Raw genomic sequence first — 14,691 nt, 5'->3', positions numbered from 1 at the left:
ACGGTAAATTGGATTCTATAAACCAACGATAATAATTATTAACATGAGCAATTCAGTTAGCACCTTGTTTACAGTCATCACAAATGTGATTCTCCTGCTGATTATTCGGAAGGACATGGCGCTATAATTGAATATTTAATACAAAATATACAAAGCGCCACCCAAAAGTGGCGCTTTTTTAATGAAACACTTAATATAAATTTAATACCCTACATACCCATACAAAAATGCAGTACTTCAATTCAAATACCGTACTTTATTTAAACGGCAGGTTTGAAAAAGCCAGTGATACAACCACTAGTTTATACGGACAGTCGCTGCATTATGGATATGCGGTATTTGACGGTTTAAGGGCATACCACACGCACAACGGTACACGCATTTTCAAAGCCAGGGAGCATTTTGAAAGATTGAGGCGTTCTGCCGAACTGGTACACATTCCATTTAAATGGAACATTGACGAACTGATCAAGAAGACTTATAAATTACTGGAATACAATAATTTAAAGAACGCATATATCCGGCCACTGATTTACTGCGCACCCAATATGTCGCTAATTGCCGCAAAAGATGTATCGATCATGATCTGTGCTTTTGAGTGGGATGCCTATCTGGGACATAAGTTATTGAAGGTTATGGTATCCAGCTATGAGCGGCCAAGCCCTAAGTCGACACCTATAGAAGCTAAGGTAAGTGGTAACTATGTAAATTCCATACTGGCGACTACCGAAGCCAAAAGCAAAGGATTTGACGAGGCCTTACTTTTGGACAGTTACGGTAATGTTGCTGAGGCACCGGGTGCTAATATATTTATTGAGAAAAACGGCCGTTTATACACCCCTCCTATTGGAAATATTCTGCCGGGAATCACCCGGGAGACCGTGATAGAATTGTGCCATGTACTCGATATTGAACTGATTGAAGAACATCTGACCATAAAGGACTTAAAACATTCCGACAGTGCATTTTTTTGCGGCACTGCTACGGAAATAGCCGGAATCGGATCTGTTGACGAATATAAATTTCCGCTCAGATGGCCGGACAGTGTGGGCGCAACGATACAGCGCACCTATAAATCACTGGCATTAGAAAAACAAAATTACGAAGTAATCATATAACACAGAAGTAATCATATAACACACCTACAGACCTAATATATGTCACAAACATCAGAAATCAACCGTTACAGTAAAACATTTACCCAGGATCCTACCCAGCCGGCTGCTCAGGCTATGCTTTATGGAATTGGATTGACCAAAGAAGACATGGACAAAGCCCAGGTTGGTATTGCCAGCATGGGTTATGATGGAAACACCTGCAATATGCATTTGAATGATCTGGCGCAGATCGTGAAAGAAGGTGTCTGGAAAAATGATATGGTCGGTTTGACTTTTGGCACTATCGGTGTAAGTGATGGCATGTCCAACGGAACTGACGGGATGCGCTATTCTCTGGTTTCCAGAGACGTTATCGCGGATTCTATTGAAACCATCTGCGGCGGCCAGTATTATGATGGCCTGATCACAATTCCCGGCTGTGATAAGAACATGCCAGGTTCCATCATGGCGATGGGCCGCCTGAACCGTCCTTCAATCATGGTGTATGGCGGAAGTATACATTCAGGAAAGTATAAAGGTGCTTCATTAAATATTGTGTCGGCATTTGAGGCTTTAGGACAAAAACTGGCCGGCAATTTAGAAGAAGAGGATTTTCAGGGCGTAATCAAAAACGCCTGTCCCGGAGCGGGTTCATGCGGTGGTATGTATACAGCAAATACGATGGCTTCTGCTATTGAGGCGCTGGGTATGAGTTTGCCGTACAGCTCTTCTTACCCGGCGGTGAGTGAAGAGAAAAAGAAAGAGTGTGTGGAGGCAGGAAAGTATATCCGTATTCTTCTGGAAAAAAACATTCTGCCTGCAGACATCATGACTGAGAAAGCGTTTCACAATGCGATTGTAACAGTAATGGTATTGGGAGGATCGACAAATGCGGTCTTGCATCTGATAGCGATAGCCAAGTCTGTTGGATTGAACCTGACGCTTGAAGATTTCCAGAAGGTGAGCGACAGCACTCCGGTATTGGGAGATTTGAAGCCCAGCGGAACTTACCTGATGGAAGACCTGCATGAGATCGGCGGTGTACCTGCAGTATTGAAATATTTATTAAAAGTGGGGTTGATCCATGGCGATTGTCTGACCGTAACCGGAAAAACCATTGCAGAAAATGTGGCTGACGCCGCAGATCTGGATTTTGATACCCAAAAGATCATCTTCCCTATAGAAAATCCGATCAAAGAAACCGGTCACTTACAAATGCTGTACGGCAATCTGGCAACAAAAGGTTCAGTTGCAAAGATCAGCGGTAAAGAGGGCGAGAAATTTACAGGCCCTGCGCGTGTTTTTGACGGAGAAAAATCTTTGATGGCAGGTATCCAGAGCGGCAGAGTGAAAAGCGGAGATGTTGTTGTGATCAGACAGGTTGGTCCTAAAGGTGCTCCGGGTATGCCGGAGATGCTGAAACCTACTTCATTGATTATTGGCGCAGGTTTGGGTAAATCTGTAGCCCTGATCACGGATGGTCGTTTTTCAGGCGGCACACACGGTTTCGTGGTCGGACACATTACCCCTGAGGCATGGGAGGGCGGAAATATTGCCCTGGTGCATGATGATGACATCATTACCATTGATGCGGCAAAGAACGCTATTGACGTGCACCTGACTGAAGAACAACTGGCTACACGCCGGGCGGTCTGGAAACAGCTGCCTCCGCCCGTCAAAAGCGGCGTCCTTTATAAATACCTGAAACAGGTAAGCAATGCCAGCGAAGGCTGCGTTACCGATTCGTACACGCATTAACAAAATTGGAAACCCCTATAAAACACTATACAATGGATACAGTACAAGCAGAAGCAAATACTTTAACGGAACCTAAAAAGACTGTAACGGTTTCGGGTTCTGTAGCTTTGTTGGAAGGATTAATAGCCGAGGGTACCGATACAATTTTCGGTTATCCGGGCGGTGCCATCATGCCGATCTATGATGCACTTTACGATTACAGCGATAAATTAAAACATATTTTAGTACGTCATGAACAAGGCGGCACACATGCGGCGCAGGGATATGCCCGTACTTCCGGCAAGGTCGGTGTGGCATTTGCCACCAGCGGCCCGGGTGCGACCAACCTGGTGACAGGTTTAGCTGATGCCCAGATCGACAGCACGCCTATGGTTTGTATAACCGGACAGGTTTTTGCCCACTTACTGGGAACTGATGCTTTTCAGGAAACAGATGTGATCAACATCACTACCCCGGTTACCAAATGGAATTACCAGATCACTGATGCCACCGAAATTCCAGGTGTACTGGCCAAAGCTTTTTACATCGCCCGCAGTGGCAGACCTGGCCCTGTACTGATCGATATTACTAAGAATGCGCAGCTGCAAATGTTTGAATACGAAGGTTATGTTCCATGTGAGCACATCCGCAGTTACCGTCCGAGACCATTGGTAAGAAAAGAATATATAGAAGCAGCGGCGGCTATGATCAATTCTGCGAAGAAACCTTTCATTTTATTTGGCCAGGGAGTTTTGCTGGGCAGCGCAGAGGCAGAGTTTAAGGCATTCGTAGAGAAAAGTGGAATTCCTGCTGCATGGACTATACTGGGTGCCGGTGCAATTCCTACTGATCATCCGCTGAATGTCGGAATGCTGGGTATGCATGGCAATTACGGGCCTAATGTACAGACCAATGCCTGCGATGTCATGATCGCCATCGGTATGCGTTTTGATGACCGGGTAACCGGCCGTCTGGATAAATATGCAAAACAGGCAAAGGTCATCCATCTGGACATTGACCCTGCCGAGATTGATAAGAATGTTAAGGCGGATGTTCCGGTTTGGGGCGACTGTAAGGAAACCCTTCCGATGCTTACAGCGTTGATCGAAGCAAAGACACATGACGCCTGGGTGGCCGAGTTCAGGGCATACGACAAAACAGAGTACGAAACCGTTATTCATGATGAACTGAACCCTGTAAGTGGTGAAATGACCATGGGTGAGGTAGTGAATAAGCTGAATGACCTGACTAAAGGAGAAGCGGTGATTGTAACTGACGTAGGCCAGCACCAGATGGTGGCCTGCCGCTATGCACATTTCCAGCAGACCAGAAGCAATATCACCAGTGGTGGTCTTGGTACTATGGGATTTGGATTGCCTGCCGCAATAGGTGCTAAGTTTGGTGCCCAGGACCGGACTGTAGTGGCCATTATCGGCGACGGTGGTTTTCAAATGACCTGCCAGGAACTGGGTACTATCATGCAGACCGGCATTGACGTTAAGATCATGATCCTGAACAACAGATTCCTTGGAATGGTGCGCCAATGGCAGCAGCTGTTCCACGACAAGCGCTACTCCTTTGTGGACATTACCAGCCCTGATTTTGTTAAACTGGCGGATGCCTATGGTATTGCCGGTAAAAAGGTATCAGAACGTGAAGACCTGGAAGCAGCGCTTGCGGAGATGCTGAACCACAAAGGCTCTTATTTGCTGGAAGTGATGGTGGCCAAAGAGAACAATGTATTCCCGATGGTACCTCAGGGCAGCAGTGTTAGTGAAATCAGACTTAAATAATTAGCAGATCATGAGCAATTCAAACGATATAGAATCAAACAGCAAACAGGAATTTACGATCACGGTATATACGGAGAACCGCATAGGTATCCTGAACCGTATAGCGATTATCTTCTCGAGAAGAAAGATCAATATTGAAAGCCTGAATACATCGCCATCGGAGATTGAGCACATTCACCGCTTCAACATCCTGATCCATGAAACTGAAGAGGTAGTGCGCAAGCTTGCCCGTCAGATTGAAAAACAGGTGGAGGTGTTGAAGGTATATTACAATACCAATGAAGATATCATCTGGCAGGAAATGGCCTTGTATAAAGTGCCTACGGATACCATTGCCGAATTGGTTTCGGTAGAGCGCCTGCTCCGTGAAAATGGTGCAAGAGCAGTAGTGATCCGTAAGGATTATACCGTATTTGAAACTACAGGGCACAGGGAAGAAACAGACAAGCTGATCGAAGTACTGCAGCCATACGGACTGATCGAATTTGTCAGGAGTGCAAGGGTGGCGATCATTAAAGACAGTGAGGGTTTTAACCGGAAGCTGAGGGAATTTGAACGGAGAGAACCTGGTGAAGACGTTATTGAAAATGAATATCTTGACAAGGCGAAGAATGTTTTTAGCATGTAGGCCGCTTTGAACGCAATGGAACATTTATTCACCATCATCAGGCAGACCAGGAAGAATTTCATTCAGTTGATAGAAAGTGCTTCTATCGAAGAATTAAACCAGGTACCGGCAGGCTTTAACAACAATATGATCTGGAATTTCGGGCACATCATTGTGAGCCAGCAATTGCTTTGCTATAAGCTGGCGGGCCTGGAGCTAAAGATCAGCGACCAGATGACGCTGGAGTACCAGAAGGGGACAAAGCCGGAACGGTTCATTGACAAAACGGAAGTGGAAGCTTTAAAGGCGCTCATGCTAAGCACTGTAGATGTTTTGGAAAGTGACCTGAATGCGGGTAATTTTGTAAATTACCATGGGTTTATGACCACTTATGGGGTGGCGCTGAACAGTACGGCTGATGCCATCAGGTTTTTTCCGGTCCACGATGCCTTCCATTACGGATGTGCCTCGTCAATTAAAAAAGCATTAAATAATAAATAAAAATTAAAACGAACCTTAATCAAAAAAATAAAAAAGATGTCAAATTATTTTAACACACTGCCTCTTAGAGAAAAATTAAACCAATTGGGTGTTTGCGATTTCATGGACAGCGCTGAATTCCTTGATGGCGTAAATGTGCTGAAAGGTAAAAAACTGGTAATCGTTGGCTGTGGCGCACAAGGCCTGAACCAGGGTTTAAATTTAAGAGATAGTGGTTTAAATGTTTCTTATGCTTTGCGTAAAGAAGCTATCGAGGGCAAAAGAGATTCCTGGAAAAATGCTACAGACAATGGTTTTACTGTAGGAACTTATGAAGAACTGATCCCTTCGGCTGATTTGGTGATCAACCTGACTCCTGATAAACAGCATACTGCTGTTGTAAATGCGGTAATGCCTTTGATGAAGCAAGGTGCTACCTTATTGTATTCACATGGCTTTAACATTGTAGAGGAAGGCATGCAGATCCGTAAAGACATTACGGTGATCATGGTGGCTCCTAAATGTCCGGGAAGTGAAGTAAGGGCTGAATATGTAAGGGGCTTTGGTGTTCCTACTTTGATCGCTGTACACCCGGAAAACGATCCTGAAGGAAAAGGTCTGCTGCAGGCTAAAGCGTATTGCGTTGGTACCGGCGGCCACAGGGCTGGTGTCTTGAAATCATCTTTTGTAGCTGAGGTAAAATCTGACTTAATGGGTGAGCAGACCATTCTTTGCGGTCTGTTGCAAACCGGTTCTATCCTCTCTTTTGATAAAATGATCGAAAAAGGAATTGATGCAGGGTATGCTTCTAAACTGGTTCAGTACGGTGTGGAAGTGATCACTGAAGCCTTGAAACAAGGTGGCATCACTGCAATGATGGACAGGCTGAGTAATGTAGCCAAGATCAAAGCTTTTGAAGTGTCAGAAGAATTGAAAGACATCATGCGCCCTTTGTTCCAGAAACACCAGGATGACATCATGAGTGGTGAATTCAGCCGGATCATGATGGAAGACTGGGCCAATGGTGATAAAAACCTGCTGGCATGGCGTGCTGAAACAGGTGAAACTGCTTTTGAAAAAACCCCTGCCGGTGATGTGAAGATCGGTGAGCAGGAATATTTTGACAACTATACTTTAATGGTTGCTTTTGTAAGGGCTGGTGTTGAGCTTGCTTTTGAAACTATGGTTCAGGCTGGTATCAAACCGGAGTCTGCATACTATGAGTCATTGCATGAAACCCCGCTGATCGCCAATACGATCGCCCGTAAAAAATTGTTTGAAATGAACCGTGTGATCTCTGATACTGCTGAATATGGCTGTTATTTGTTTGACCAGGCTTGTAAACCTCTATTGGCTGATTTCATGAAAAAAGTGGACACTGATCTTGTCGGTAAAAACTTCAATGAAGGTAAAGACGGAGCGGTTGACAACAGGGCATTGATCGAAGTGAATGAAGCGATCCGCGGACATCAGGTAGAACAGATCGGTGCGGTATTGAGAAAGGCAATGACTGCGATGAAAGCTATAAAAACTGCATAGTAATGTCAGAGCCCGTCGTCCATATCACCAACCTTAACCTTTGGTACCGCCAGAAAGCGGTATTACAGGATCTGAACTGGACCATAAATCCATCGGAGAACTGGTTGGTATACGGAGCAAGCGGCAGTGGTAAAACGACATTGGCTAAAGCCATTGCGGGTTTGGTCCGCGCAAATGGCAGCATCACATTAAATTTCAAACCGGAGGCTGCACAGCCTCCGGTTGTTCATTATGTGGCCAACTGGTACCAGTTCAAAGATCTGGAAGGCCAGTCTAATTTTTATTATCAGCAGCGTTACAACAAACAGGCTGTTGAAGTCACGGCTACCGTAAGGGCGGAGCTGGAAAGCTACGGCAAGAAACATGGGCTGAATTTTGGTATTGCGGAAAGGATCATGTCAGACCTTGGCTTTGCCGCTCTGATCGATTCGACGCTGATACAGTTGTCGAGCGGTGAGCATAAAAAACTGCAGCTGGTAAAGGCTTTATGGCTCAATCCGCAGTTGCTGATCCTTGACCAGCCTTATAATGGCCTCGATACCCGCTCACGCGAAAACCTGAATACTTTACTGGATGAGCTTGCTGAACAGGGCATGCAGCTGATCCTGATCGCCAACGATCTGGAGATACCTGCGTGCATTGACCGCTTGGCCGAGATCAGGGAAGGAAAGCTGGTTGAAATTTCTGCTTCTGACCGCATGACAGATTTCTTTACGGAGGAAACTGTTCCGCCGGTTCCGGCCTTTCTCAGGGAACACCCCGCTGCTGCTGCGTCGGAGCTTGTGGTAAAAATGATCGGCATCAACGTCAGTTATGGCGAAAAACAGGTATTGAGGAATGTGGACTGGGAGGTCAGATCTGGTGAGAAGTGGCTGCTTCAGGGTCATAACGGCTCCGGGAAGTCAACTTTACTGAGCCTGATCTGCGGTGACCATCCGCAGGCTTATTCCAATAATTTTTATTTGTTTGGCAACAAGCGGGGATCCGGTGAAAGCATTTGGGAAATCAAGGCCCGTATCGGCCTGATCTCTCCTGAACTGCACTGGTATTTTGATCCCTCGGCTACGGTATGGCAAAGTATCGCTTCCGGCTTTTATGACAGCTCGGGACTGTTCTGTGAGCCTGGCTCTACCAAGCACGCGCAGGCAGATGAACTGGTCAGTTATTTTGGTCTTGAAGAATACAAAAATGTGCTGATGACTGAACTGCCCCTGGGCAAACAGCGACTGGCCCTGCTGGCCAGAACGATCATAAAAAACCCGGAATTACTGATACTGGATGAGCCTTGTCAGGGCCTGGACCTGCATCAGACGAGATATTTTAATATGCTGGTGGATGAGCTGTGCAAGAATGGGACCACGCTGATCTACGTTGGACATTTTGATGCGCTTGTTCCTTCTTGTATAGAGAAAAGGATCTTACTGGAAAATGGCGCGGTAAAGTCCATTGAAACGATGACTGAGGCTGTGGAAACAGCTGATAATTTTGAAAACTTTGAAATACTTACTAAACCCTAAGAAATATGTTACACGATCCGAATAGAGTTTATGTGTTTGACACCACCTTGCGTGATGGTGAACAAGTGCCGGGCTGTCAGTTGACGACCCCTGAAAAAATAGAAATCGCCAAAGAACTGGAGGCGCTTGGTGTAGACATTATCGAGGCAGGCTTCCCTATTTCCAGTCCCGGAGATTTCCAGAGCGTTGTAGAACTGTCCAAAGCGGTATCGGAGCCGATCATCTGTGCGCTGACACGTGCCAATAAAGGTGATATTGATTCTGCTGTGGCTGCACTGAAATACGCAAAGCGCCCGAGGATCCATACGGGTATCGGTTCTTCTGATATGCACATCAAACACAAATTCAACAGCACCAGGGAAGACATCCTGGCCCGTGCCGTTGATGCTGTGAAATATGCGAAACAATATGTAGAAGATATTGAGTTTTATGCGGAGGATGCCGGCCGTGCCGACATTCATTTCCTCGCGCAGATGGTAGAGGCTGTGATCGCAGCAGGTGCCACGGTGGTCAATATACCAGATACCAATGGTTATTGCCTGCCAGACCAGTACGGCAGCAAGATCAGATTCCTGAAAGAGAACGTAAAAAATATTGACAATGCGATTATTTCTGTGCACTGCCACAATGACCTGGGCCTTGCGACTGCAAATTCAATTGCAGGTCTGCAAAATGGCGCACGTCAGATTGAAGGTACCATTAACGGCATTGGTGAGCGCGCAGGTAATACTTCTGTCGAAGAGGTCGTCATGATCCTGAAAACACACCAGGCACTTGGACTGCATACCAATATCAATACGAAGAACTTTTACGAGATCAGCCGGATGGTGAGTTCGCAGATGCGAATGCCTGTACAACCGAATAAAGCAATCGTTGGCAGCAATGCGTTTGCGCATAGTTCTGGTATCCACCAGGATGGCTTCCTTAAAAACCGGGAGAACTATGAGATCATCAGACCTGAAGATGTCGGTTTTCCGGATGCAAGTATTGTGCTGACAGCACGCAGCGGAAGACATGCGTTAAAGTTTCACCTGGAGCGTCTGGGCTTTACCCTGACTAAAGAGGAGCTTTCAGACGCTTATCACCGCTTCCTGACCGTAGCCGACAGTAAATTAGATATTAATGACCAAGATCTTTTGTTGATGATGGGCAAGCAGCAATTGGCTTAACCCCTCTCAGCAGGAAAAATTATAAAAATAAAGAAAATGAGCAAGACATTATTTGATAAGGTGTGGGACACTCACGTGGTACGTAAGATTGAAGGTGGCCCTGATGTGCTTTTTATTGACCGCCATCTTATTCACGAAGTGACCAGCCCGGTTGCCTTTTTAGGTTTAAAAAGCAGGGGCATCAAAGTTTTATATCCTGAGCGTACGTTTGCAACCGCAGATCACAACACGCCAACCATTAACCAGCACCTTCCGGTCGCAGATCCGCTTTCTGCCAATCAGCTGAAGGCTTTGGAGTCTAATTCGAATGAGTATGGCATTAGCCACTGGGGACTGGGCCACCAAAAAAATGGTATTGTGCATGTGGTAGGTCCTGAATACGGGATCACACAACCGGGTGCTACTATCGTTTGCGGGGATTCACATACTTCCACCCATGGTGCTTTTGGCGCTATCGCTTTTGGTATTGGTACTTCTGAGGTGGAAATGGTACTTTCTACGCAGTGTATCATGCAGCCTAAGCCTAAAAAAATGCGCATTAACGTAAACGGCAAACTAGGTCTTGGTGTTACACCAAAAGATGTGGCGCTGTTCATCATCTCTCAGCTTTCTACTTCAGGCGCTACCGGATATTTCGTGGAGTACGCTGGTGATGTCTTTGAGAACATGACCATGGAAGGCCGGATGACTGTTTGTAATTTGAGTATTGAAATGGGTGCCCGCGGTGGTATGATCGCTCCGGACGAAACCACCATCAATTATGTAAAAGGCCGTGAATTTAGCCCTAAAGGCGAAGCATGGGATAGAGCCCTGGCTTACTACAAAACATTGAAGACTGATCCGGACGCTGTTTTTGACAAGGAATTAACTTTTGACGGTTCTTCTATTGAGCCAATGATCACTTATGGTACCAACCCGGGAATGGGAATGGGTATTTCCCATGAGATTCCTGACGCAGAACATGCTGAAGGTGGTGCGGCCACTTATGCCAAGTCATTGGGCTACATGGGCTTTTCTGAAGGCGATTCGATGATCGGCAAGAAGGTAGATTTTGTATTTGTAGGCAGCTGTACCAATGGACGGATTGAGGACTTCAGGGCCTTTACTTCAATTGTAAAAGGAAGACATAAAGCTGATGGCGTAACCGTTTGGCTGGTTCCGGGTTCTCATATCGTGGAATCTCAGATTAAAGAAGAAGGTCTGCTGGATATTCTAACAGAAGCTGGTTTTACTTTACGTCAGCCGGGATGTTCTGCTTGTCTGGCCATGAATGACGATAAGATCCCTGCCGGAAAATATGCAGTGAGTACCTCTAACAGAAACTTTGAAGGCAGACAGGGGCCCGGATCAAGAACGATGCTAGCCAGTCCGCTGGTTGCCGCTGCAGCCGCAGTTACAGGAATGGTTACTGACCCAAGAACCTTAATTGAAGAACTTGTCTAACACAAATAAAAGATTAAAATGGCCTACGATAAATTTAATATATTAAAAAGCACTGCTGTTCCCCTTCCTATCGAGAATGTGGATACGGATCAGCTGATCCCTGCCCGCTTTTTAAAAGCTACAGAACGCGTTGGATTTGGTGATAACCTTTTCCGCGACTGGAGATACAATGCTGACAATACACCTAAAAAAGATTTTGTACTAAATAATCCTGTTTACACCGGTAAAATATTGGTCGGCGGTAAAAACTTCGGTTCAGGCTCTTCAAGAGAGCATGCCGCCTGGGCTGTCTACGACTACGGGTTCAGGTGTGTGGTATCCAGCTTTTTTGCTGATATTTTCAGGAACAACTGTCTGAACATTGGCGTGTTGCCGGTGCAGGTTAGTCCTGAATTTTCTGAAAAGATTTTTTCGGCGATTTTTGCTGATCCAAATACAGAGCTGGAGGTAAACTTGCCGGCACAAACCATTACACTGCTGGCAACCGGCGAAAAAGAGACTTTTGAAATCAGCCCATATAAAAAAGACAATATGCTGAATGGTTTTGATGACATCGATTACCTGCAAAGCATCAAACCAGAAATTGAGGAGTTCGCAAAGCAGCTCCCTATTTAACAAAAGAAACGGCTATACAACACAAAACAAAATAAAACCGGTAAATGGAAAGAAGGAAAATAGAAATAATGGATACCACACTCCGTGATGGAGAACAAACATCTGGGGTATCTTTCTCCATTTCGGAAAAGTTGACCATCACCCAGTTATTATTGGAGGAGCTCCTGGTAGACCGGATCGAGATCGCTTCTGCACGTGTGTCTGAAGGAGAATTTCAGGCGGTTAAGGCCGTAATGAACTGGGCTAAAACAAATGGATATACCGATCGTATTGAAGTGCTGACTTTTGTGGACAACGGTGTCTCTATTGACTGGATGCTGCAAGCTGGCGTTAAAGTACAAAATCTGCTGACCAAAGGTTCGCTCAACCACCTGACGCATCAGTTAAAAAAAACACCTGAACAGCATTTTGCTGAGATCAGACATGTGATCGGCCTGGCAGCCAGCCATGATATTTCGACAAATGTTTACCTGGAAGACTGGAGCAATGGCATGCGCAATTCTCCGGAATATGTGTTTCAATACCTGGATTTCCTGACTTCGCAAAACGTAGAGCGGATATTGCTGCCTGACACCCTGGGGATTTTAACACCAGGTGAAACTTTTAAGTTCATCAGGGCGCTGCAGGACAAGTATCCGGGCATCCATTTTGATTTTCATGCACACAACGATTATGATCTGGGTACCGCAAACGTTTTGGAAGCGGTAAAGGCAGGGATCAGCGGGTTGCACCTGACGGTAAACGGGATGGGCGAACGGGCGGGAAACGCAGCTATGGCCAGTGCCGTAGCTGTCATCAACGATTTCGCCCCTGAGGTAGAGATCAGGCTTAAAGAATCCTCTATTTATACGGTGAGCAAACTTGTCGAGACTTTTTCCGGTGTCCGGATTCCTTCAAATAAACCTATTGTCGGCGACAATGTGTTTACCCAGACTGCCGGGATCCACGCTGATGGCGACAACAAGAATAACCTGTATTTCAATGACCTGCTGCCTGAAAGATTTGGCAGGAAAAGGCAATATGCGCTCGGAAAGACTTCTGGTAAGGCCAATATTGAAAAGAACCTGCAGGAACTGGGTTTAAAACTTAATGATGCAGATCTCAAAAAAGTGACCCAGCGGGTGATTGAACTTGGAGATAAAAAAGAAACGGTAACCAAAGAGGACCTGCCGTATATCATTTCAGATGTACTGGACAGCAGCCTTTATGAAGAAAAGGTAATTGTGGAGTCTTATGTACTGACAAATGCCATGGGACTTCGTCCTTCTGCAACCATTTCTGTAGTGATAGATGGCGAAAAATTTGAAGAGAATGCGCAGGGTGACGGTCAGTTTGATGCCTTTATGAATGCGTTGACGAGTGTTTATACCAAGAAAAAAAGAAGTTTACCAAAACTGATCGACTATGCGGTAAGGATTGCACCGGGCAGTAATTCCGATGCTTTGTGTGAAACCATCATCACCTGGGAAACCGACCAGAAGGTATTTATCACCAGGGGACTGGATTCGGACCAGACGGTCTGTGCCATCAAAGCTACCCAAAAAATGCTGAATATTATTTAGGGCCCGGGACAAGTCGGAAACAATTAACTGTATAATTAAACAAATATTAAAATACAACCAAGAATATATGAAACTTAACATTGCGCTTTTAGCAGGAGATGGAATCGGGCCGGAGGTTATTGACCAGGCTGTAAAAGTATCAGATGCTATAGCAAAGAAATTTAATCACGAAATTGTCTGGACATCTGCATTGACAGGCGCTGCTGCAATAGATGCAGTTGGCGAACCTTACCCGGATGCTACACACGACATCTGTATGGCTGCTGATGCGGTGCTCTTTGGGGCAATCGGACACCCTCGTTTTGATAACGATCCGAAAGCTACGGTCCGTCCGGAACAAGGTCTTCTGAAAATGCGCAAGAAACTGGGTTTGTTTGCAAACGTACGCCCTACGTTCACTTTTCCTTCTTTGATTGACAATTCACCATTAAAAAGGGAACGCATCGAAGGTACAGACCTGATCATTCTCCGTGAGCTGACCGGCGGTATTTATTTTGGCGAAAGGGGCAGAAAAGATGATGGAAATACTGCTTTTGACACTTGTACTTATACGAGGGAAGAAGTACAGCGGCTGGCTAAATTAGGTTTTGAAATGGCCATGTCCCGCAGCAAAAAATTATGTTGTGTAGATAAAGCCAATGTACTGGAAACTTCACGTTTGTGGAGAGAGACCGTACAGGATATGGAGAAAGATTATCCTGAAGTAACAGTTAGCTACGAATTTGTGGATGCGGTGGCAATGCGTTTAGTACAATGGCCAAGCTCTTATGATGTACTGATCACGGAAAACCTTTTTGGTGATATCCTGACCGATGAGGCTTCTGTAATCTCAGGTTCAATGGGCCTGATGCCTTCTTCTTCGATTGGTGTACATACTTCTTTATTTGAGCCGATCCATGGTTCTTATCCTCAGGCTGCCGGCAAAGACATCGCCAATCCTCTGGCAACGGTATTGTCTGCTGCCATGATGTTTGAAGACGCTTTCGGACTGAAAGAAGAAGCAGAGCTGATCAGATCGGTTGTCAACAAATCCCTGGCGGAAGGAATCGTAACTGAAGATCTTTCCGGAAAAAACAAAGCTTACAAAACCAGTGAGGTAGGCGACTGGCTGGCGGCTAATATTTAGTAAGGC

Annotated in this window: 12 protein-coding genes; all 12 read left to right on the top strand. The window is 45.6% G+C overall.

The genetic code is table 11. From position 1 onward, the window contains the following. The first annotated feature begins 227 nt into the window (after positions 1–227). The 12 genes from QEP08_RS00875 (at position 228) to leuB (ending at position 14,685) form a co-directional block, all read left to right on the top strand. Positions 228–1,118 (top strand): branched-chain amino acid transaminase, encoded by an 891-nt coding sequence (locus QEP08_RS00875; RefSeq protein WP_285054670.1) that lies wholly within the window; start codon positions 228–230, stop codon positions 1,116–1,118. A gap of 39 nt (positions 1,119–1,157) precedes the next feature. Continuing rightward, positions 1,158–2,855 carry a dihydroxy-acid dehydratase gene (gene ilvD, locus QEP08_RS00870; RefSeq protein ID WP_285054667.1) on the top strand — a complete coding sequence of 566 codons (1,698 nt, stop codon included), beginning with the start codon at positions 1,158–1,160 and terminating at the stop codon, positions 2,853–2,855. A gap of 32 nt (positions 2,856–2,887) precedes the next feature. Beyond that, positions 2,888–4,627 carry a biosynthetic-type acetolactate synthase large subunit gene (gene ilvB / locus QEP08_RS00865; protein ID WP_285054664.1) on the top strand — a complete coding sequence of 580 codons (1,740 nt, stop codon included), beginning with the start codon at positions 2,888–2,890 and terminating at the stop codon, positions 4,625–4,627. Between the two features lie 10 nt (positions 4,628–4,637). Further along, positions 4,638–5,255 (top strand): acetolactate synthase small subunit, encoded by a 618-nt coding sequence (gene ilvN, locus QEP08_RS00860; protein WP_285054662.1) that lies wholly within the window; start codon positions 4,638–4,640, stop codon positions 5,253–5,255. Between the two features lie 15 nt (positions 5,256–5,270). Next, the gene (locus tag QEP08_RS00855; protein WP_285054661.1) at positions 5,271–5,735 is read left to right on the top strand and encodes a DinB family protein; all 465 of its coding nucleotides are present in this window, start codon (positions 5,271–5,273) and stop codon (positions 5,733–5,735) included. Positions 5,736–5,771: 36 nt separating this feature from the next. Further along, positions 5,772–7,253, top strand: coding sequence for a ketol-acid reductoisomerase (gene ilvC, locus QEP08_RS00850; protein WP_285054660.1), 1,482 nt, complete (start codon positions 5,772–5,774; stop codon positions 7,251–7,253). A 2-nt stretch (positions 7,254–7,255) separates the two neighbouring features. Beyond that, on the top strand, positions 7,256–8,770 hold the full coding sequence (locus tag QEP08_RS00845) for an ATP-binding cassette domain-containing protein (RefSeq protein ID WP_285054658.1): 1,515 nt from the start codon (positions 7,256–7,258) through the stop codon (positions 8,768–8,770). Between the two features lie 5 nt (positions 8,771–8,775). Beyond that, positions 8,776–9,939 (top strand): 2-isopropylmalate synthase, encoded by a 1,164-nt coding sequence (locus tag QEP08_RS00840; RefSeq protein WP_285054655.1) that lies wholly within the window; start codon positions 8,776–8,778, stop codon positions 9,937–9,939. 36 nt (positions 9,940–9,975) lie between these two features. Further along, positions 9,976–11,382 (top strand): 3-isopropylmalate dehydratase large subunit, encoded by a 1,407-nt coding sequence (gene leuC, locus QEP08_RS00835; RefSeq protein WP_285054653.1) that lies wholly within the window; start codon positions 9,976–9,978, stop codon positions 11,380–11,382. Positions 11,383–11,400: 18 nt separating this feature from the next. Further along, positions 11,401–11,997 carry a 3-isopropylmalate dehydratase small subunit gene (leuD, locus tag QEP08_RS00830; protein WP_285054650.1) on the top strand — a complete coding sequence of 199 codons (597 nt, stop codon included), beginning with the start codon at positions 11,401–11,403 and terminating at the stop codon, positions 11,995–11,997. A gap of 44 nt (positions 11,998–12,041) precedes the next feature. Then, a complete protein-coding gene (locus QEP08_RS00825; RefSeq protein ID WP_285054647.1) occupies positions 12,042–13,559 on the top strand; it encodes an alpha-isopropylmalate synthase regulatory domain-containing protein in 1,518 nt (505 codons plus the stop codon). Between the two features lie 67 nt (positions 13,560–13,626). Beyond that, on the top strand, positions 13,627–14,685 hold the full coding sequence (leuB, locus tag QEP08_RS00820) for a 3-isopropylmalate dehydrogenase (RefSeq protein ID WP_285054645.1): 1,059 nt from the start codon (positions 13,627–13,629) through the stop codon (positions 14,683–14,685). Positions 14,686–14,691: the final 6 nt, after the last annotated feature.

The organism is Pedobacter ginsengisoli, from assembly GCF_030244015.1.
Classification (GTDB): Bacteria; Bacteroidota; Bacteroidia; order Sphingobacteriales; family Sphingobacteriaceae; genus Pedobacter; species Pedobacter ginsengisoli.
This window is presented reverse-complemented; position numbering and strand designations above follow the sequence as displayed.